At 44.0% G+C, this 20,624-nt stretch carries 23 protein-coding genes, 1 pseudogene and 1 CRISPR repeat array; of the genes and pseudogenes, 15 read left to right on the top strand and 9 right to left on the bottom strand.

All coding sequences use genetic code 11. The features are described 5' to 3' along the window. The first annotated feature begins 24 nt into the window (after positions 1–24). The 7 genes from QW284_06340 to QW284_06310 all read left to right on the top strand — a co-directional run bounded on the left by QW284_06340 (position 25) and on the right by QW284_06310 (position 6,137). The gene (locus tag QW284_06340) at positions 25–801 is read left to right on the top strand and encodes an alpha/beta hydrolase (GenBank protein ID MEM0339287.1); all 777 of its coding nucleotides are present in this window, start codon (positions 25–27) and stop codon (positions 799–801) included. 691 nt (positions 802–1,492) lie between these two features. After that, positions 1,493–2,185, top strand: coding sequence for a hypothetical protein (locus QW284_06335; protein MEM0339286.1), 693 nt, complete (start codon positions 1,493–1,495; stop codon positions 2,183–2,185). 123 nt (positions 2,186–2,308) lie between these two features. Beyond that, positions 2,309–2,539 carry a hypothetical protein gene (locus tag QW284_06330; GenBank protein ID MEM0339285.1) on the top strand — a complete coding sequence of 77 codons (231 nt, stop codon included), beginning with the start codon at positions 2,309–2,311 and terminating at the stop codon, positions 2,537–2,539. Between the two features lie 27 nt (positions 2,540–2,566). Further along, the gene (locus QW284_06325) at positions 2,567–3,160 is read left to right on the top strand and encodes a hypothetical protein (protein ID MEM0339284.1); all 594 of its coding nucleotides are present in this window, start codon (positions 2,567–2,569) and stop codon (positions 3,158–3,160) included. Between the two features lie 145 nt (positions 3,161–3,305). Next, positions 3,306–4,229 carry a hypothetical protein gene (locus QW284_06320; protein ID MEM0339283.1) on the top strand — a complete coding sequence of 308 codons (924 nt, stop codon included), beginning with the start codon at positions 3,306–3,308 and terminating at the stop codon, positions 4,227–4,229. Continuing rightward, a complete protein-coding gene (locus QW284_06315; protein ID MEM0339282.1) occupies positions 4,153–5,166 on the top strand; it encodes a vWA domain-containing protein in 1,014 nt (337 codons plus the stop codon). Before QW284_06320 ends, QW284_06315 begins: the two co-directional genes overlap by 77 nt. Then, positions 5,163–6,137 (top strand): vWA domain-containing protein, encoded by a 975-nt coding sequence (locus tag QW284_06310; GenBank protein ID MEM0339281.1) that lies wholly within the window; start codon positions 5,163–5,165, stop codon positions 6,135–6,137. The genes QW284_06315 and QW284_06310 overlap by 4 nt, the downstream gene beginning before the upstream one ends. On the opposite strand, the gene QW284_06305 is transcribed toward QW284_06310, so the two are convergent. The 4 genes from QW284_06305 to QW284_06290 are packed head-to-tail and all read right to left on the bottom strand — an operon-like array spanning position 6,106 to position 9,869. Continuing rightward, positions 6,106–7,101: a hypothetical protein gene (locus QW284_06305; GenBank protein ID MEM0339280.1), complete on the bottom strand. Its 996-nt coding sequence runs from the start codon at positions 7,099–7,101 to the stop codon at positions 6,106–6,108. The genes QW284_06310 and QW284_06305 overlap by 32 nt on opposite strands. 20 nt (positions 7,102–7,121) lie before the next feature. After that, on the bottom strand, positions 7,122–7,925 hold the full coding sequence (locus QW284_06300) for a hypothetical protein (GenBank protein ID MEM0339279.1): 804 nt from the start codon (positions 7,923–7,925) through the stop codon (positions 7,122–7,124). After that, positions 7,897–8,802, bottom strand: a complete 906-nt coding sequence (locus QW284_06295) for an ABC transporter ATP-binding protein (protein MEM0339278.1) — start codon at positions 8,800–8,802, stop codon at positions 7,897–7,899. Before QW284_06295 ends, QW284_06300 begins: the two co-directional genes overlap by 29 nt. Further along, entirely contained in the window at positions 8,799–9,869 is a 1,071-nt protein-coding gene (locus QW284_06290) for an AAA family ATPase (protein MEM0339277.1), read from the bottom strand. The genes QW284_06295 and QW284_06290 overlap by 4 nt, the downstream gene beginning before the upstream one ends. 99 nt (positions 9,870–9,968) lie before the next feature. Here QW284_06290 and QW284_06285 point away from each other — a divergent pair, with 99 nt between their 5' ends. The 5 genes from QW284_06285 (at position 9,969) to QW284_06265 (ending at position 13,579) form a co-directional block, all read left to right on the top strand. Continuing rightward, a complete protein-coding gene (locus QW284_06285; GenBank protein ID MEM0339276.1) occupies positions 9,969–10,820 on the top strand; it encodes a hypothetical protein in 852 nt (283 codons plus the stop codon). Next, complete coding sequence (locus QW284_06280; protein MEM0339275.1) at positions 10,810–11,700, top strand: DUF58 domain-containing protein; 891 nt, start codon at positions 10,810–10,812, stop codon at positions 11,698–11,700. The genes QW284_06285 and QW284_06280 overlap by 11 nt, the downstream gene beginning before the upstream one ends. 90 nt (positions 11,701–11,790) lie before the next feature. Next, positions 11,791–12,198 carry an MBL fold metallo-hydrolase gene (locus QW284_06275; protein MEM0339274.1) on the top strand — a complete coding sequence of 136 codons (408 nt, stop codon included), beginning with the start codon at positions 11,791–11,793 and terminating at the stop codon, positions 12,196–12,198. Continuing rightward, positions 12,183–12,500 (top strand): hypothetical protein, encoded by a 318-nt coding sequence (locus QW284_06270; protein MEM0339273.1) that lies wholly within the window; start codon positions 12,183–12,185, stop codon positions 12,498–12,500. Before QW284_06275 ends, QW284_06270 begins: the two co-directional genes overlap by 16 nt. A gap of 164 nt (positions 12,501–12,664) precedes the next feature. Then, the gene (locus tag QW284_06265; protein MEM0339272.1) at positions 12,665–13,579 is read left to right on the top strand and encodes a DUF3782 domain-containing protein; all 915 of its coding nucleotides are present in this window, start codon (positions 12,665–12,667) and stop codon (positions 13,577–13,579) included. A 133-nt stretch (positions 13,580–13,712) separates the two neighbouring features. Here QW284_06265 and QW284_06260 read toward each other — a convergent pair. From QW284_06260 to QW284_06245, 4 genes and pseudogenes are all read right to left on the bottom strand, one after another. Beyond that, positions 13,713–13,805, bottom strand: a pseudogene (locus QW284_06260) (family 1 glycosylhydrolase). After that, on the bottom strand, positions 13,802–13,996 hold the full coding sequence (locus QW284_06255) for a PIN domain-containing protein (protein MEM0339271.1): 195 nt from the start codon (positions 13,994–13,996) through the stop codon (positions 13,802–13,804). Before QW284_06255 ends, QW284_06260 begins: the two are co-directional and overlap by 4 nt. A 101-nt stretch (positions 13,997–14,097) precedes the next feature. Next, positions 14,098–14,763, bottom strand: a complete 666-nt coding sequence (upp, locus tag QW284_06250; GenBank protein MEM0339270.1) for a uracil phosphoribosyltransferase — start codon at positions 14,761–14,763, stop codon at positions 14,098–14,100. A gap of 29 nt (positions 14,764–14,792) precedes the next feature. Next, positions 14,793–14,936 (bottom strand): hypothetical protein, encoded by a 144-nt coding sequence (locus QW284_06245; GenBank protein MEM0339269.1) that lies wholly within the window; start codon positions 14,934–14,936, stop codon positions 14,793–14,795. A gap of 51 nt (positions 14,937–14,987) precedes the next feature. Between QW284_06245 and QW284_06240 the strand changes: the two genes are divergently transcribed. The 3 genes from QW284_06240 to QW284_06230 all read left to right on the top strand — a co-directional run bounded on the left by QW284_06240 (position 14,988) and on the right by QW284_06230 (position 16,949). Then, positions 14,988–15,518, top strand: a complete 531-nt coding sequence (locus QW284_06240; GenBank protein MEM0339268.1) for a flavodoxin — start codon at positions 14,988–14,990, stop codon at positions 15,516–15,518. Between the two features lie 667 nt (positions 15,519–16,185). Beyond that, positions 16,186–16,590: a hypothetical protein gene (locus tag QW284_06235; protein MEM0339267.1), complete on the top strand. Its 405-nt coding sequence runs from the start codon at positions 16,186–16,188 to the stop codon at positions 16,588–16,590. 17 nt (positions 16,591–16,607) lie between these two features. Next, positions 16,608–16,949 carry a magnesium transporter gene (locus tag QW284_06230; protein MEM0339266.1) on the top strand — a complete coding sequence of 114 codons (342 nt, stop codon included), beginning with the start codon at positions 16,608–16,610 and terminating at the stop codon, positions 16,947–16,949. A 315-nt stretch (positions 16,950–17,264) separates the two neighbouring features. On the opposite strand, the gene QW284_06225 is transcribed toward QW284_06230, so the two are convergent. Then, entirely contained in the window at positions 17,265–18,302 is a 1,038-nt protein-coding gene (locus QW284_06225) for an ATP-binding protein (protein ID MEM0339265.1), read from the bottom strand. Positions 18,303–18,406: 104 nt separating this feature from the next. Next, positions 18,407–20,396: a CRISPR direct-repeat array (repeat unit 25 nt; unit sequence CTTTCTACTCCCTTATGGGAGTTTC). Positions 20,397–20,624 lie beyond the last annotated feature (228 nt).

The following is a 20,624-nucleotide window of genomic DNA, read 5'->3' as shown; positions in this document are numbered from 1 at the left end:
ATTGGAAAATGTTGTGGTGGTTTTATGCTTGAGGTAAAGGATGTTGTTATAGATGGGAGAGAGGCTCGGATCCCTATCAGGATATATAAACCTGTTGACAAAAAGGTAAAGGGCGTTGTGGTTTACTATCATGGAGGTGGTTTCATAGCTGGTAGTATAGAAGATTCTGATTCTAAGTGTAGGTTTATTGCTGAGAGTTGTGGATGTACTATGGTTTCTGTTGGCTATAGGCTTGCGCCTAAGCATAGGTTTCCAGCTGCTGTTATAGACTCTTTCGATGCTCTGAAGTGGGTTTATGAACATGCTGATGAGCTTGGAGGAGACAAGAACAGTATATGTGTAATGGGTGTTAGCGCAGGAGGCAATCTAGCAGCAATTACAAGCATTCTAGCAAGAGACAATGGAATTAAACTCAAATGCCAAGCACTAATAGTACCCGTAATAGGCTTCGACCCATACTCAGAATCAGCAAGAATCTACGGCGAGAAGGGGAACCCGCTAGACATGGACTCGATAATAGACTTCACAACAAAGTATCTAGGAGACTTGAAAGAAGCATTCAACCCACTATTCACACCAATACTATCAAATCTAAAGGATCTACCACCAGCCCTAATAATAACAGCTGAAAAAGATGCTCTAAGAGACCAGGGAGAAACATACGCAAAGAAATTAAAGGACTACGGAGTACCCGTAATCTCAATAAGAATAAATGGTGTAGGACACAAGCTTGATGAGAGGCATGGAAGATTTGTGGACTTAGTTGTAATAGCGTATTTAAGAGAAATGTTCTCACAATAGAAATAACATGCGACCTAGATTTGTTTGCCAACCTACTTTTTCCATATCTATCTTGCACCCCCAAGCCAAGGATATCTATAGGCATGGGAAATGCATGGAGCTTCTTGAGAATAATCTTATTAAAGTAATCACAGCTGGAGAGTCTAGACTACATTTCAAGCCATGATTATATATGAAGAGATAATATATTTAGGTTCAATTAACCCACTCAGCATACTTACAGTAAAATAGATTCCAGCGACTGCATGATAAGATTTGAAAGCGTGGCATTGGAAGATGAGATAATAGAAAATGCTGTTGGCAGAAAAACTATGAATGTTGGCTAAACGCTTTGCTTTTTCACTCCTCTAAAATGATATTATAAAACTCCAGACAAATATCAAGTAACACTTTGTACTAGTGTGCTGATACCACGGATACTCTGAAAGCGTCTTGGGTTTAACTCTCTACAGATGAACTAACACGATGTTTATCCTCTACCTATAACCCTCTTCCTGCTATCCTAAGTTAACATTTCAATGATATCTTTACAGAAACTGCCATAAGTGGATAGAAAGTTTTTAAGCAAGGTTGTAGAGAAAGTATGTTTATAGTGTAATAAATTTTTAGCGTTTCTCGCACTACTCATATTTTACAGATGAAAGGTACGACGTGCTTTAATAGACACTATGTCATTGTAATAGTTTTAGTAATGCTGGTTTCTAGCTTAATTGGTTATAGCATTGCCAGGTTTACAATCAAGGTTAGGACAGAAGTTGAAACAACTACAGTTACAAATGTCAAAACAGTTACTACATCAATGTTAGCAACGGTTACTGTAATGGCTGCAGAGATAGAAACTGTCACCCAAGTAAAGACCACTACAGATGTCAGAACCGTTACAGAATTCAAAACAGTTACCACTTATCAGCTACCTCAACCTCCATTTTTAGAGCTTGGAGAGAGGTTGTCCGTGGTAATGCCTTTTATATACTTTGATGATGTTGTCTATTATCAAGAGGATTTGCAGACTATGGATAAGAGGTGGATTGCTAATGGTACATATAAGTTGACGTATAGAGGGCTGGAGATAACTACCGAAAATGCATGTGTATATGCATACAACAATGAAATTAAAATAGATAGATACAAGGTCTATAGACTTGTTCTGACCATACCTGATATAAAGAACGAGATTTTAGTGTCTCTTTGGTCTTCTCGTTCAGATAAACACTATGTGAGTGTAAAAATTGATTCCAATAGAAACACTAGGGTGTATCTCGAGGGTCGCTGGGCTTTGAATCAGATATCTGTTCCAGTAAATACAGAGAGACTTGAGCTTCTATTTGCCTACACAACAGGAGCTGTTGAGATATTTGCAAAACGTGAAACTGATGATGACTAGATTCTTTTATCACAGCTTTCAACACCTCAGCTCTGGGTATATGATACCAGAATTCTGCTGAGGGTCAGCAATGCATCAGTAGTCATAGAGAATCTCGCAGTTTACCAGCTAGCTGGCACGGGTATGAGGGATCTTAGACCCATATTCGATTGGAGCAATGGAAAATATGATCCACGATCCATATTAAAAGACTCCGAAGGGTATATGTTGTTCTTCGCCACAGCAGGGTTCTACCGACAACCACTGGGTCTGCTAATACTCAGATCGAAAGATCTCATAAAATTCGAGCCAGTAAAGCTCATCATAATCCATGAAAACCCTGCTTACACAGGTCAAGGAGTGTTGTTTAAGTGAGTCGATGGCAAAATCCATGGCTATATAATGAACTGGGGAGCAACATACCAAGGAGAGCTACATAGAATAGCCAAGGTTATGTTCAACGATAACCTCGATTTAGAGGCTTTGTACGAAGATGTAAAGTTGGTGAATGCTCCACCTGGTGGCAAATGGGGACACTACGACATAGCCATCTTCAAATTTAATGGGACATGGTACGCACTCACACCAAGTTTCTCAGCAGGAACAATACTATGGAGAATAAACGATCCAACATCAAGAGAATTCATATATGTCAAAACAATATTTGAGAAGGGGCATGAAAACCCAACAATATATCCGGTAATAGATTCACAAGGCCAAATCATGTTTGCCGTATCCTTCGCAACCGACACAGAGTTTGGCAGTCGCCATAAAATCTACATATTCGATACAAATTTCAGTATAGTTGAAAAATATGATATAATTGGCTATAGGGTTTGGTCAGCAGGAACAACATTCTTCTTAGACCCATGGTATATATACATAAACCAAGATCAGACAAAAGAAAGAGCTTTTAGCGGCTCTGACATATGGCCTGGAGCCTATATAGAGGTGTATAAGCTGAATACTAATTATGTCTACTATATAGAGGAATAAATTTTCCATAACACGATTTACACCAGCCCAGCGAGCATATTTTCTCTAGAAGCCCCCATGAGTATAGAGGATTTTGCTTGGTTTTTGTGTAGCAAAGGTTTTTATCCTCTTATTGGGAGTACTTGTTTTGTAGAGGTTTTGGTTTGTGGGGGTTAATGTGGCTTGGGGTTGGAGGTTTTTGCGTGATAGGTATTCGTTGGCTGCTCTTCTCATTCTGCTTCTCTCTATCGCCTTTATAATATATAGTTTTTGGCCTCGTGTTACAAGCTCTCCCCATATAAATGTTTTGGAGGATTATGTTAGAGTTGTTCAATATCTCAACAAGTCGTCTATTGCTCTTGAGGGTGTTCTCAAAGGTTTTGGTGTCTCTGGGTATGATTTTGACGATGTTTATGTTGTTAGGATGAGGTTGGAGAGATATTTGCGTAATGTATCTGCTGTTTATGGCTCTGATGACAGTTTCTTTGTTGGTGTTGCAAAAAGCTATCTATATGTAGCTAGCGCCTCTGTTAAAGGTGTTGAAGCTTATAGAAATTTGAATTCCTCTGCTAGCACCTTGAGGGAGTCTCTCGAGCTTTTGGCTCTTTGCAGAGTTGATGTTGCTCTTGAGAAGTTCGGCTTGGTTGAGGATAAGGTGTTTGGGGCGATGGGCTCTACGGCCTCGGCTATAGATATCCTTGGAGGCGTCAACAACAGCTATTTAGCAGAGAACCATGTTGGGGTGGTAAATGCATCTCTTAGAAGATTCAAAAATGTTTTCGAGTCTCTGCAAGCCGCATACAATGTTATGCAGATAGCTAAAGGCTATAGAGATGTTGTAGAGGCTCTGTGCAGAGGTGAGAGAGTTGGGGACCAGCAGCTCCTAGCCGGCCTGAAAAAGGAAGTGGAGGATGTAAAAGCCTCGGGACCTCTATCGCTAGAGGTTATGAATGCTAGAAGCAAGCTTCTATCCCTTATCCAGCAGAGCATGTCAGGCCAGGGACAGGGGAGCAATGGACAGGGAGGCTCTAGCAGTAGCCAAGGTGTTGGCAGTGGAGCTGGCTACGCTCCCCCCGAATCGGATGACTAGCATAGGGTTTGACAACCCCCTGGCACTTGTTCTCGTACCAGTTATAGCCACAATACTCATCCTATTGCTTTACAGAAGTAGGAAGAGATCCTCTGAGTTGTCATCGAAGCTTGGCGGATTGGGTGGGTGGAAGGTTGCGAGGGCCCTGTTGATAGCAAAGCTCGTAGCCCCCATGCTTCTGGCAATCGCTGTTGCACAGCCCTATACAGTGGCATACACCTACACCCCTGTGACCATGGACAACATACTCAGTGTAAACATAACCAATGCAAAGATAGTCATTCTACTAGATATATCCACGAGCATGGGGAACGCAGATGCTTATCCAACTAGGATTGGAAGTGCAGTTGACCTAGTTCTGAGGATTGCTAGAAAAGCTGTTGAGAGGAGAGACGCTGTAGAGGTGTATGGGTTTAGCAATGATGTGAGGTTTCTCTGCATGGCCACAAACACAAGTTCTCTCGAAACCTGCTCCTCTGTTCTCAGCAAACTAGAGCTCGAGAAGTACTCTGCTGTTGGAGATGCCATATACTTTGGATTCTCCAAAGCAAAGACATCTCCGACACCAACAGCACTGCTTGTCGTAACAGACGGTGCGGCAAACTATGGCTCGCCTGTAGAGGATGCTGTGAAAGTTGTTGCAAATGGCAATATCCCCCTGCTTGCTATACTAGTCGGTAGCGATCCTAGGGCATCTAGCTTTGAAGAGGTATGCAAAAGACATGGAATTCAGGTGGTGAGGGTTGGGGTGCTGTCCAACGAGGAAGAGGCTCTCAACTACATAGCTGAGAAGCTCTACGCCGAAGCCAGATACGAAGCCTTTAAGGCCTCTGGCAAGCTCTACATCGAGACCCCCGTGAAGGACTATTCGATACAGCTCTACACACTCCTGGTGGCACTACCTCTCATAGTACTTAGCCTGGCTGAGGGGCTGTGATCACCTTCAAAAATCCCTATCTATTCATAGCTACCTTCGCTATATCCACAGCAATCGTTGTTTTGCTGCACATGCTTTTCCCAAAGCTATACTCAAAAAATTATAGATATAGACACTCCCTCGTCTCTGTAGCCTCTAAGAGGTTGGCTCCAAAGAGAACGAGGTTCAGGATTGTGACCCTAGCCCTGAAAATAGCTCTCGTAGCTCTTATCTCACTGGCTCTAGCCGAGCCTTATATTGTCACACAGAAGCAGATCTATGTAGAGTCTAAAGAGGTTTCCGAGCTATCATTCAATGTGAGACCGCCCCTCATAATAATACTGGACACCTCTGGCAGTATGAGTGGCACAAAGATAGAGACTGCCAAGAGGGTTATAGTAGATGTTGTTGAGAGGCTCCCCCAAAGCATAGATGTTGGTTTCATAGAATTCGCTGAAAGGGTTAAACAAGCTGTTGCACCCACAGGCGATAGGAGCAAGGTTGTAGAGGCTATAGAGAGAGCTGAGGCAAATGGTGGCACAATGTATAGCTACCCCCTGAGATCGGCGCTAAACTGGCTGAAACCATATAGAGAATACAATGTTTCTGCCTCGGTAGTCTTTGTCTCTGATGGTCTCCCAGCGGATATAAATGACTATAGACCGTTGCTAGATGATTTCAAAAGACTTGGAATACCGATATACACCGTGTTCATAGGCTTTGAGCAAGAGGGTATAAAGGAGATGAGGTTTATAGCGAATAGCACCGGGGGAGAGCCATACATTGCTGAAACAGTTGACAAGCTACCAAAGGCTCTTGGCAAAGCCTTGGAGCAAGCCTCGCAAGCTATTCAGAGGGTAGAGGTTAGTGCAAAGGTTGTGAAAACAATTGATGTATACACACCTCTTCTACCACCAATACTTGTAGCAGCCCTCGCTCTCTACATAGTCTATAGGGTAGTTATCCACCGATTCTCCGGCGTAACCTTCTGACAAACCTTATAAAACCACTGTACTCCTCAGGCCTAAACCTATAGTGAAGGAATATCCCGCTGACAAACGCCAGTAGAAATGCTAGAGCCCTCCAAATATGCACCGCCTGTGGGCTAAGCACAATATCGTAGTTCATAGCCGTAACAGACTCGAGTACAAATGGTAAAGTGAGGGAATAAACAATAGTTTTAATTGTACTCTCTGAGAGGTTATACCTCGTTGCATTTGCAACTAAATCAATAGCCTTGTCTATTCTCACGAAACCTCCAAAGAAACCAGATATGAGAGCTCCTCTATTAAGGCACATTTCGACTACATGCACATTGCCTATGCGGGGAAGATCTGAAGCTGGGCATAACCATCGGAATTGATAAACAGTTAAATTCGATATCATCCCTGTGAACAGCTGTGAGGGGCTACACATCATTTCTTTGATTGCTACTTGCTCAACATAGCCAATAACCCTTCTATAGCCCTCGCCAACAACTAACGACATGTAGACAGGGTATTGCGATCGACGAAGCTCCTCTCTAATAATCCTCTCAAGCTCTATACCACTACTCTTATTAACCTCAAAAACCCTCACAGAGACATCTTTAATACTATTAAGTAGTAATGTTTCTGCAAACACTGTACGGTTCGCCGAAGTGCTTTTTATCGAGGCGTTTATCCCTATCCGCACATCATATGATATCGAGATATTTATTGAGCTTATATTCAGGCGGTATAGCTCTGGATACTGTGTAAGTAGCATTTGGGAAGAGCCCCATTGCGCTATATCATATATGTGGATATAGCAGATCTTATCATCTGTTTCTCCAATTACCTTCGGGTCTTCTCTAATTGCAAGAATGTTGTAGTTGTTTCCGTATACAACGGTTATCTGATGAAAATATGCTACCACAAGAAGTGCTAGGATAATTGCTGTTGATAGTGCAAGTGCAAATAGCACAACCTTTATCACGACCCACCACCTGCAGAACTCTATATGTCTCTAACCTTAATTTTTCTTAGAGCTAGCCCTAGCAAAGCTATAGCCAATAGCAAGGCATATAGCATGATAGTTTGTGGGCTAGGTAGTGAAATAGGCAGTGTTACAGATATATAGGGCGGTGTATAAGAGGTAGTATAGAGTACATAGTATGTGAAGGGGGATAATAGCACGCAGATAAAGAGCGACAAATATACTAGATATAGCAATGGGGGTCTATGTGCAAGGACATTACTTGAATATGTGTAAAAGAGAATGCTTGTAGCGATCCATATAAAAAGCCCTAGAAAGACACCCAAAATGATTGTAGCGCCTTCGTAACCATAGCTAGCCACTAATAACATAAGTACTGAGAAGATTAGAATGTCTATAAAGATGTAGAGAGCATACTTACCCATTATATGAAGCGAATTCGGAGAGATTATGGTAATCGATACGCTATATGTTGCCATCAGGAGAAGAGCAGGTGTTAAGCCAGCGAATAGCAGGGCACTCAACAAATACTCTGCCCTGGTTAATGTGTGGACTAGGTAGAGCTGCATCTCTCCTGATTTGATCTCTCTTGCAATGCCAGATATTTGAACTGATGCAATAATCTTATAGACAATGGTTGACAGGACTAAAGGAAGCAGTATCCATGATGTAGCCGGGGTTTGCCATCCACCCATAAATATGAATAATACGGTGATGACATTGGTTATTATTATAGCTATGGAATAGGATCTCATTCTTCTGTTGGCCATGTATGCTGCTTGCTCATATATCCTTCTAATGCTTGGACTTGACAATCTTTTCATAGAGATCTCCTAGATTAGCTGTTTTGAATTCGTAGCGCCTTATCTTATGGTTTATCTCTGTGAGGAGGTTTTCAAATACTTTAAAGTGGTTGGGGTCAATAGAGACTTCGAGGGTGTTGTCGCTAATACGCTTAATGGAGCGTATAAAAGGTTTATCGATGAGCTGCTTAGCAACTGTGACAACGTCTGTAGCCTCTATTGTGAAGACTGTTTCTACAGAGTATTTCATCCAGAGGTCGTTGAGATGTCCATAGTCTAGAACCGTTCCCTTGTCTATGAATACAGCGTAGTTTGATAGCTCTTGTAGCTCTGGTATTATGTGAGAGGATATTATCATCGAGACTTTGAGGTCTTTGTGCAGAACCTTGAGAACGTCTATTATCTCTCTTCTGGCGGCAGGATCCAAATTGGCTGTTGGCTCATCTAGTATGAGCAACTCTGGCTCTCCCAAGAGGCTCTGGGCTATTCCAACTCTCTGAAGGTAGCCTCTCGACAGGCTCCTTATCTTCCTATCCATGAGCTTCTCCAGCCCTACAAGCCTGGATACCCTCTCAACATCTGCTCTACTCAATCTCCTCAACCTGGCCAAGTGGCTTAGAAAATCCTCGACAGTTAAATCCATTGGGTAAACAGGTCTCTCTGGAAGATAACCAATCCTGCTTCTAATACCCTCGCTTCTCCATGGCTCCTCTCCCCAAACAAGCACAACACCTTTCGAAGGTTTTAGAAAGCCCATTATCAGCTTCATCGACGTTGTCTTCCCCGATCCGTTGGGCCCTAGAAAAGCTGTTACCGTGTTTCCAGGTATTTCGAAAGAGGCGTTTTTCAGGGCCTCTACCTTTCCAAACCTCTTGCTAACCTCTCTAAACTCTATCATGGTTTGCCACCCCTAGCCACCTTCTTCGCCAGCTCAATGCCTTCGCTTATAACCGATATCCTCGCTCTAAAACCTCCGCCAACCTCCATAACGGTCTCCAGATTTGGTATAACCCTGTGGTTGAGAACATGAAAAACGACCTGGTCGACATCCTCTATAGCTACAGACTCAGAGCCCCTCATAGCCGCCACTGCCTTGGAGAGTCTAACAAGGGCTATAGAGGCTCTTGGGCTTGCCCCAAACTCGAAATACTTTTTTATGGAGTCGAATGTCTCTGGCCTTGTGGATCTGACGAGCCTCACTATATAGTTTGTAACGTTGCTATCCACCTTAATGTTTGCAGCTATGTACTCCTGTGCTTCGACGACCCACGAAGGCTCCACAACCTTTTCAACGTCTTCAACAGGCTCTGTAAGTCTGTTCATGTGGAGCTCGCATATCTTCCTCTCCTCCTCTAAGCTCTTCGGATAGCCCATGAAAAGCCTGACCATGAATCTGTCTAGCTGCGCCTCTGGAAGTGGGTAGGTACCCTCCTGCTCAACAGGGTTCTGCGTTGCGAGCACAAAGAAGAATTTGCCCTGCCCCCTTATCTCAAGTGGGTAGGTTCTGCCACCTATAGTCACCTCCCTCTCCTGCATGGCTTGGAGAAGAGCCGATTGGGTTCGGGGCACAGCCCTGTTGATCTCGTCGGCTAAGAGAATGTATGCGAAGATGGGGCCGAACCTAATCTCAAAATCTTTTAGAGCTATGTTGAATACTAGAGACCCTGTTATATCTGATGGCATCAAATCTGGTGTGAACTGTATCCTCGAGAAGCCTTTGTATGGAACACCACCGATTTCAACAACCTTTTTCTCTGAAAGCCCAAGAGCTCTGGAAAGGGCTTTGACTAGGGTTGTCTTGGCTATTCCGGGCACACCCTCGAGCAGAACATGTCCGTTTGCAAGAAGAGATGCTATGACAATCCTCTTCTCGACCTCATAGCCTATAACGGCTCTGTCTAGCTGCCTCAGAATCTCCCCCACTGTTGTCTTAATAGCATCTACATCTATTTTAGATGCGGACACATAAACACCCTGATCCTTGCCATCCCAGCCCAAAGCTTTTATCTCCGGTGTCTAACCTAGGTTTTGGTGTCTAGAAATAAGTTTATGTGGTCGCGGCACATGGGGAGGTTCTACAGCTTCGACGAGATAAGAGATGCCATGGTTGTTGATTCAGAGGCCCTTATCTACGGCTATGTCAAGGAGCTCCAGATTGTGGATAGCGATGTGAGGCTCTCTGTATATACTGCCTTTAGGGTGAGCGAGCTTGCCGTTGATGTGGAGAAGCTTGCGCACATTTTATCGAGTAGGGGTCTGGCCTCTGGAAACGAGCCTCTCGAGGTGTTGGTGTCTATAGCTAGGAGGGAGGGCCTGGACATGCCGTATAGGGTTGCGGAAAAAGATGTTGTTTGGCTTAAGGGCTTTGTCTCACTAGATGAGGTCCAGCTCATAGATGTGAAGAGAGTCTCTGTAGACGACTTCGACTCAGTTGTCAAGATAGTTCTTCTTTCAACCCCTAGGGAAGCCTCTTTCCGGGGGCTGCCAGTCCAGCATCAAAAGTCTGTTTATAGAATTGAGCAGATTTTGAATAAGCTTGTTGTCAGTGTTTCAAGGGGTTTGCTGGGCATATGCAAAGAGGTTGTTGTTGCGCCCAAGACGGTTGGTTTTAGGGTTTACAGGGTTAGAAGTAGGAGGAGAGTTGTTAACTGGATAGCCTTTACCTCCAACATAAAGAGGCTTGGGTATAGAGATGTTTATGAGAGGCTTGTGGAGTTTAGAGACCCCTACAGGTTTAGCAAGCTGGATCTGTCTGTTGCTAGAGAGGTTGAGAATATTCTGAAGGGGTTTAGGGATTGGGAGAAGATAGCTAAGGTTATGGAGAGCTTCGTAGAGGAGGAGCAGGAGGCAGCAGAATACGAGGACATAGCCTACAGCGACATAGTCAAAGTTGGTGACATAGTCATTGTCAAGTAGAGAACTATGCAAAACGGCGAAGGCATATTCAAAGCTTGGGCAATCCTATGCAACATCAATGGAGCTGGGCCTCAGCAAGTCGAGGTATCTTGGAATAGGGCTTGAATACGCAGATTTTAGAGAGTATCAAGAGGGAGACGATATAAGGTATATAGACTGGAGACTGTCAGCAAGATCCTTAGATGTGGTCACAGGAGACTACAAGCTATATACAAAGGTTTTCCATGTAGAGCAGATGAAGGAGGTGGTATTTGCAACAGACTTCACAGAGTCTATGCTGGACGAGGAGAAGGTGGCGACATCTCTCTACACACTCTCCCTCCTACTGGAGCTGTCCCACAGATTCACAGACAGGATAACCCTCATAATCTTCTCACACAATGTAAACGTGTATAGGGGTTTGAGGGGCAGAGAGGCAATCAAGGTTATCGAGAGTACTGTGTGTAGGGAAAAGGGCGTGGGGGGCTCTATAGGCATAGACAGGGTTGTCAACATCTTAAAAACGATTGTTAGGAAAAACTCGGCACTAGTTATGGTAACAGACTATGCACACGAAGTAGACGAGTTCAGCCAGCTAATAAAACTGAGAAAAGCTTTTGCAATCCCCATAGCAGTCTACACAATTGTGAACAGGTGGGAGATAGAGAAGCCAGTGGATAGAGCGAGGATAACACTTGTAGACCCAGAGAGGGGTGGGCTGATAACCGAAGACCTAGACGAGATATACAAGGTCATAAAAAACCACTTGAATCGTGTAAGAGCGGTTCTAGCGGTGGGTGGGGTAAACCATGTGGAGGTCCAGGGGGCTAGAGACGCACAAATTAAGACACTGAAAATTGTTGAGACATATCTAAAGACGAGACAGGGGCAACGGACATAGAATTCGCTAGTTTGATGGTGGAGGAACCAATGCTATTAAAAAGTCATAAATTCATCGCTATAAATAATTATGTTCTTGGATGTTGGGGTATTGGGTTCAGCTGATAGCTGTAGGATTGTGGTTGTTGTGGATAGCTGTGGGGGCTCTGGGCTAGAGGTTGCATGGGGTTTGAGCATATTTGTTGAGACCCCTTCTTCCAGGTTCTTGTTTGATGCGGGTCCGGATCCAGGTGTTCTGGAGAGGAATTTGAGGAGTTTGGGGGTAGACGCTAGGGGCATAGAATTTGCTGTTGTGTCGCATGAGCATGGAGATCACACAAATGGTTTGAGCTACATGGCTGAGGTGAGGCCTGGGATAACTGTCTATGTTCCGAAGGGGGCCTCTAAGAAGGTGGGGATTCGGGGTCTGAATATTGTTGAGGTGGATAAAACGGCTTGGATAGCCCTGGTGTTGCTGTGGTGGGCAGGCTCTGTGGCCCTCCCATGGAACAGGCTCTAGCGATAAATGTCAGAGATAGTCTTGCTATAATTACTGGATGCAGTCACCCAGGTATTGTAAACATAGTTGCAAAAGCTGTTAGAGACCTCAAATTAAAGCCCTATCTGGTTTTGGGAGGATTCCACATGGAGGGGACAACCAGCGATGAATGCAGAAAGACAGTTGAACAGCTGCTAAATCTAGGCGTGGAGAAGATAGCACCCATACACTGTAGCGGAGAGTGGCTAAGGTCTATACTGAGAGAGGAGTTCCCAGACCACTGGCTCGAATGCAATGTCGTATCCACTATAAACCTTCCATAAAGCACCAAACCACTACTAGACACCACCTGAAAAACCAAAACATCAATTACTATCCTATCAATACATAGTGAATAAGCGTGACAACAGCTCTGGTGAGCAAAATGCTTATTTTTCTAAGAAGCCAACTCATTTTATAAGCTGAGAAGTTTGTTGGGCTGCATCAAATGTGTGTAGCACTCAATACTAGCAATAGTGGTCTTAAGAGCGAGTTTCTCAAGCTTTTGAAGGAGGACGAGGAGTTTCGCTTAGCTGTTGCCGGCCTTATTGGCTATGGAGAGGTTTTGAAGAGGTTTGATAGGCATGAGGAGGAGTTGAAGAGGCTTAGAGAAGACTTCTTAATGTTTGTCAAAGAACAGGAGAAGAAATGGGAGGAAAACAACAGAAGATGGGAAGAGAATAATAAGAGATGGGAGGAAAATAATAGGCGTTGGGAGGAGAATAACAGGAGGTGGGAGGAGGCTTACAAGAGGTTTGAGGCTATAGAGAGTGAGTTGAAGAGGTTGAGAGAGGACTTCAATAGATTTGTTGAGTTGGAGGAGAGGAGGTGGGAGGAGATAAACAAGAGATTTACTGAAGTCTTTGCTAGGCTTGAAGAGCATGACAGGAAATTTAATGAGATTGTGAAGAGGTTGGAGGAGCACTCAAGGTCTTTGAAGCGTTTAGAGGTTTCTGTTGGCTCTCTTGGGCATAGACTTGGTATCGACTTGGAGAATACTATTCTTAGTCTCTATAAAGATGTTCTTAAGTCGTTTGGTGTTGAGGGTGAGAGGGTTGAGAAGATCACTATAAAGGATGTTAACGGCATGTACTATAGGAAGGGGGCTAAACTTGAAATGGATATATATGTACACGACGACAAGGTCTTCTTCATAGAGGTTAAATCATTTGCTGATGTAGATGATGTCGAGTGGTTTGAGACGAGATGCGAGATATTTGAGAAGGTTCTTGGCAGGAGACCAGATAGGAAGATAATTGTCGCTGTAGACATACTTGAAGATGCTTTGAAGAGAGCTGAGGAGCTGGGGATAGCAGCTGTCTATGGAAATGTAATAGAGGAGGAGAAGGAGAAGGAAAGCTAAGCTGTCTTCCACATATTTCCCTATGGCCATGTCTTCGCCGGTATACGAGGTGTAGAAATTCGTCTGGAATTTCCTTTGGCTGTGCAATCTCCTTGAATATGTAGGTGCTTGGCCTGGGGCACCTCTTCTTGGTCTCCATATCGACGTAGAATAGACCGAATCTCATGCTGTAGCCCTTTGCCCACTCTAGGTTGTCTATTAGGTTCCAGTGGAAGTACCCCCTCAAGTCAACTCCTTCAGTAGCTGATCTGTGTTGAAAGCCTCGGGAAACCTCTGCAAATCGCTATCCTCTGTAACAAGCTTTATTCCATGCGCTCGCGCCGCATATAGATGGGCAGCGTCATAGATTGTGAGGTTCTCGCTGGTTGCAAGCTCCACAACCTTGTCCAATGGCATTTGTGGTCTCGTAATGTGCATCACATTAAAGACCTCTTCAAACAGTGTGGAACACTGTGTCTCCACAGCTGTTTGGACTGCTTTCAAAGTTTTTGGGTAGGGGGTTGAGCCCCGACCGCTGATTATGAGCCGAATGCCCTGTCGCCAGCGTCTCCCAGCCCAGGCACTATGTACCCGGATTCGTTTATCTGTGGGTCTATCGATAGGGTGTATATTGTTAGGTTGATGCCCAGCTTCTCAGCAGTCTTTTTAAGTTTTTCAAAGGCTATTGGGGTTATTATAACGGATGCTATGAAGTATTTCTTGGCTTTTCCATATCGTATAACCTCCCGCAGAACCCTGCTCATGGTCGAGCCTGTCGCGACCATCACATCGCTTACAATGACTATGTCGTTGGGCGATATTGCCGGGATTTTCACGTAGGCCACCTCAACCTCGAAGTCATGGTTGTGCATCCCCCTCTCCTCAAGCCTCCTAGCCGCCACAACGCCTTGCCTAGCGTTGTAGAATATTTTGACAAGCCCTTCTGTCAGAGGCCATGCAGCCCTAAGCACAGTAACAATAACCACTCGGTCGAGGTCCTTAATCCTTATACCCTTGGCCTTAGCACCAAGCGGTGTCTCAACCTCGCACTCCTCCACCTCAAACTCCTTCACCATCTCAAGGCCCAAAACCCTGCCAACCCTCACCAAACCCTTTCTAAACTCTATCTGCGAAGTCCTCCTATCCCTAAGCACTGTTAAGATGGCCTGGGCATAGGGGTGGCTAACAACATTAACTCTTATCATGGGCTTGGCACCCCCACCATTTTTATCTTCTATATCACAACACTCTTAAGCACTTGCACAACATCACCCTTTATATGCTGAGATGCTGAAGACGATATTGCAGCATTAGACACAGGGAAAAGCCTATTCTTTTCACATAGAGACCCAGAACAAGTAAAACGCCTCTGCAGCATTAAAATACCGTACTAGTAATAGTCAAACACACAGTATGCTGGGGATGAACCATGGCCAAGATCCTCATAGTCTACTACAGCTGGTCTGGAAACACCAGGAGAGTTGCCCAGGTCATCCACGAATATGTAGGGGGAGATATTGCCGAGCTTGTGCCGGAAAAGCCATATCCAACCTCCTACTCAGAAACGCTTAGACAGGCCAAGAGAGAGATAGAGTCTGACTACCTCCCACCACTAAAAACAAAGATTGAAAACATCGAGCAGTACGACACAGTCTTCATAGGTTCGCCAAACTGGTGGGGGACAATAGCACCACCAGTAGCATCATTCCTCACAAACCACAACCTCTCAGGAAAGACAATAGTGCCATTCATAACCCACGGAGGAGGCGGCAAGGGAAGATCAATCGAAGAGATCAAGAGGCTGTGCCCCAACTCAAAAATACTCCCAGAGCTCGTAGTCTACGAAGATGGGGGAAGAGACCTACAGCAAAGAGTGCAGAACTGGCTACAAAAGATAGGCCTACTCGAAAAACCTAGAACAACCGCAAACAAACACCACACACCCATGCCAAACCTGTAGTTTTTATTGTTTCACAAGACTTGTTAGAGAGTTCATCGTAGTGTGAAATACTTTCGGTTAGCTAGTAAATAGGCCTCTGTAAGAGTGCTCCTCTCGCAAACATTTCTTGACTAGAGCTTGCCGTAGAGGTTTTGGGAATGGAAGTAAGGAAGAGATCCTTGTTAAGATTATGGTCACTGCTATTGCATGCTTACAGATTTGCTGAGGAGCCGAATCAAATGGGTCGACAAAATATTTGTGCCGATGTTGATAATACATGCGAAGAACTGTCAAGTCATACCATATATACAGTTATAGCAATTCTTTGGGGCTAGTTTCTGGAAACAGGAAGCTCAAGTTCTTGGATAGTGAATGACTGGTTTCTCGACTTATGCAACGAAGACGGGGTTGTAGAGAAGGGTGACAGCAACAATTATAAATCTATACCAGACTTGAGCCTAGTGTTCTTGGCCACTATTTGAGTGTGTCGTTATCTATATCAGCTTCAGCTAAAGTTTATAAATAATCTATATCTATTCCAATTCGAATGCATCGAGTTGGGTGCTGTAATGAGTGAGTCGAGTAATGTGACTGATGTTGTGGATATTATTAGTGGTATGTCGAGAGTAACGATGTTGAGAAGGCTGTATCGATATTCAATTCTCTAGATCCTCCAAATGCCATAGATGTGGTTATAAGGCTTGATAGCAGCGCTCGGAGAAAGATTTTTGCTGTTTCAAATATTGAGAATCTTGTTGAGGTATTGACCAGGCTCCCAGATGAGATTGTTTATGAAATAGCATCGGTTAAGGGTGTTGGTGATATTGTTAAGTTGTTGACAAAGCTTCCTGTAGATGAGATTGCCGATGTTCTTTACAAACTACCGTCTAAAACGAGGCTTGAGATACTCAAGCTACTTCCGCCAGAGCTTTCATCAGAAGTTGGAAAGATAATGAGGTTTCCACTTGAAAGTGTTGGGGGTATAATGACTACCCAGATACCGGTGTTCGAAGATAGTATGACTGTTGGTGAGGCAATAGATATTTATGTACAGAAACTGCGGCTGGGTTTTTACGACAAGCTGGTAACATAGGCTCTCAGGCATCTGCTTTGATTTTGAGGAGTCTTGTTACAGGAGAGGTGAGGGTGTCTAGAAGAGATGTGCTGAAGGTTATAGCCAAAGAGTTTATCACCACAACACTTATGCTTCTAATGCTAGCACCACTCGCCTTCGCCATAGGCTTTGCAATACCGTTTCTATCCCTCAGAGACATGGTCTACGCACTAAAAATAGCCACAGTAGTTTCCACAGCCTTGGCCGTGTCATGCTATGTAGCAGACATAGTTGGTGCACTACTGCCAATCATACTAGCCAAACTCAGGATAGACCCCGCAACCGCATCCGCCCCAGTAGTAACAAGCATAGGCGATATAACCACAGTTCTAACCTAATTTCACAATAGCCAAGCTCTTACTGGGTATATGATACCGATGCTATCTACACACCAAAGCCATTGTAGAGATAACCTCGAAACGGTTTACATACGATACTTGTGTTCTTATCCCACCCTAGACCCCCAACAGTTTCATCTACACATCAACAGAGATCCCCATCGACTCTAGAGCATCGCCAAACACCCTCCAAAACCTTCTCGACAACTAGACAAAAACCACATCTACGTGAATATAGCATACAAGAAACTCCCATAATGGAGTAGAAAGTTTCTTGATCTCCTAGATGGGGTGGGGTGTTGTGGGTTTTGTTGCTTAGGTTGGGGTTGTGTGTAGGTTTTTGGAGGCTTCTTTGTATACTGGGTCTAGGAATGTGTAGTCTTTTATTATGCTGAGTTTTTCGAGTTTGTCTATGGTTCTTGATAGTGTTGATTTTGGTAGGAGGATTCCGTGTTGTTCGGCTATGAAGTCTCTTATGCAGCTCCAGTTTCTGCAGCCGTGTGTCACGGCTTTTAGAACTGCTTTTTCTCTGTTGGTGAGTTTGTTGAGTTCTTGTAGAGCTGTTTCAATCGCCAGTCTCTTGATGTAGCTGAAGTCTCTGGCGCCATCTACATAGCTTCTGCCGAAGAGGACGAGCCACCCGACGATGCCGTCGAAGAAGTTGATCGCCTCTTCTATAGCTTCTTTAGGGGGTTCTACACCCTCTTCTCTAAATCCTCTATACAGAAACTCTCTCGACAGATCCCTGCTAAACCTCTCAACAGCTATCTCATGTACATGCCTGCCGTATAGAGGGGATGAGGGGTCATCGAGCCTGAGGAAATCGCGTACCATACCTATTTCAGAGCCTGCTATAATGAATGTGATGTTCTCTAGGTTGTCATAGGCATAGGCTATGGCGTTTCTGAGCTCGGCGGATAGGGGAGGTCTCGCATGCTGCACCTCATCCAAGACTATAGCGAACCTCTCTCCCCTCTTGTTCAACTCTTCGAGAAGACCCAGAAAACTGATTGAGTCCCTACCCCTCCACCTAATCTCGATAGAGAGACCAGCTATAGAAACACCCCTCACACCACTCAAAAACCTCCTAAACCTATCCAAATGCTCACTCACATAGTCTGCAACCCTAGCCTCCAGATCCTGCCTCCTGACAACACCCCTCATATCAACGTATATACCATTAACGGTACTGAGAAAAGTTCTGAGAATACTCGTCTTGCCAATACGCCTAACACCAAGAAGCAGAATTAACGGGTGCCCACGAGAAACAGCTGAGCCAAGCTCCCCAAGCTCTCTCTCCCTATCAAACAGCTCCTCCCTCCGAGACTTAGGCCTCACATCAAATAGCGCCACGGTTCTGCCCCGGAACCTAGTTCCGCCCCGGAACTAATAAGTCTAACTGAGAGTTTCATGGTTTTTGTAGGTGTTTTGGTTACAGGTGTGTTACATACCTTGTTCTTTCTACTCCCTTATGGGAGTTTCTCGGGTTCTACAACAATGTGAAGAGCGCTGCTGAGAGAGGGGACATCTTTCTACTCCCTTATGGGAGTTTCATGCAGTTGGCGCATCTGCAGTAACAGTAACAATATACCTCACTTTCTACTCCCTTATGGGAGTTTCCGGTCTGTCCGATGGAAGCGCAGATATGAATGCTATCCCCGCGATAATCCTTTCTACTCCCTTATGGGAGTTTCAAGCAGGCAACATATATGCAGTTGCAGGAGGCTATAGCGACTGTGCGCTTTCTACTCCCTTATGGGAGTTTCAATGGAAAAAGAGTTTCATTTCTTTAGCCTCCCCAACAACAGTTTGACTCTTTCTACTCCCTTATGGGAGTTTCTGCAACCAGCTAGCGCAAGTGTGGTGCTTCTTCGCAGGCATTGGACCTTTCTACTCCCTTATGGGAGTTTCAAGAAGAGTTGATTAAAACAAAACATCTTTTTATTTTTCAAAATAACTTTCTACTCCCTTATGGGAGTTTCCCGTTGGAGATTGCAGTAATCTACTACCTAAACAATACATTAAACATCTTTCTACTCCCTTATGGGAGTTTCCTGTCTCATAAAGCCCCTTAGCAATTTTCACAGCTGTTATCTTTCTACTCCCTTATGGGAGTTTCGGGCAGTCACTTATCGCGATTATGTATAGCAATCTCTTAACATCTTTCTTTCTACTCCCTTATGGGAGTTTCAGGAGCCAGACTTCATTAGAATAGATGTTACGGAGTGGAGCAAAGCTTTCTACTCCCTTATGGGAGTTTCATGCATCACAAGGAGAATATGGCGGGTATTTGCTGAAACCTAGTAGCCTCTTTCTACTCCCTTATGGGAGTTTCAGATGCCTGAGTCATATCTTATGGCAATCGATGAGCTTGTTAGGATCTTTCTACTCCCTTATGGGAGTTTCGGGTTCCGAAAATGTTAGTGTCTAGCAAGTGGGTCAGCAACTCTTTCTACTCCCTTATGGGAGTTTCAGATGATGTCTTTGGGGATCAGCGAGGAGATAGTAAATTTCATTCACTTTCTACTCCCTTATGGGAGTTTCAATCCTAAGTGATATAGCTAAAATAACAGAGGAGGAGGGGGAGGCTTTCTACTCCCTTATGGGAGTTTCGGAAATCTGGTAGATAGTCTAGCCAAGAGCCCCAGTTGGATGCTATACACTTTCTACTCCCTTATGGGAGTTTCTGTTAGTGGAAGCTTTAATGATTTGCTGTGGGATTTAGCAGTATGCCTTTCTACTCCCTTATGGGAGTTTCGCGGATTCATTCACCGAAAGCAGTTCATTCACCCATGCATCCTCCTTTCTACTCCCTTATGGGAGTTTCAAGTTCACTATGTGAATCAGTCAGTACACCATATATTAATGAATACTTTCTACTCCCTTATGGGAGTTTCAAAGATCTTCAGATACGCTATGAACAGACCTAGGAATACTTTCTACTCCCTTATGGGAGTTTCAGCGAGTCTAGCATCTCCTAAGACCCCAATCATAGACAGAATTACTTTCTACTCCCTTATGGGAGTTTCATTTATATAAAACGGGTAGCTATACTAATTAGTTTTTATTTTTTAGTGCTTTCTACTCCCTTATGGGAGTTTCAAATAAAAGCAGCTAGGATAATTAAATGCCCGTTCTTTATCCATGGCTTTCTACTCCCTTATGGGAGTTTCGAGGACCTAGAGCTTTTGAAAAAGATGAGCAAAGAAACTTTGATTAGACTTTCTACTCCCTTATGGGAGTTTCGTGTACAACACAAACAACACAAGACAGACGCTGATGATATGCGACCTTTCTACTCCCTTATGGGAGTTTCAGTTAATGATGCACCTGTTTCACAGACTGTTACAGAGGTCTTTCTACTCCCTTATGGGAGTTTCTCAGATTGCCAAAGAAGCTTGTAGAGGATCTTGGGATACAACCTTTCTACTCCCTTATGGGAGTTTCTTGCATTCAAACCTATATACTTTCTATAAAAGCCTTTTCCCGCCCCCGCTTAAAAAGCTTTTTGACTCTAATCAGAAAGTCCATAGGTTCGTCAATGGTCTATGCGATGTGTGTTCCGATGAAAATGAGTTGACTTTATGTAGCTGTTCCGATGGTTGGATGAAAAGAATTGAATGTTTTTGTTCCGATGACTAAGAATAGACTGTAATACCGAGAAAGAGTTGATTG

Source organism: Ignisphaera sp., from assembly GCA_038735125.1.
GTDB lineage: Archaea > Thermoproteota > Thermoprotei_A > Sulfolobales > Ignisphaeraceae > Ignisphaera.
Note: the sequence above shows the minus strand (reverse complement) of the source record. Positions and strands in the feature narration are given on the sequence as shown.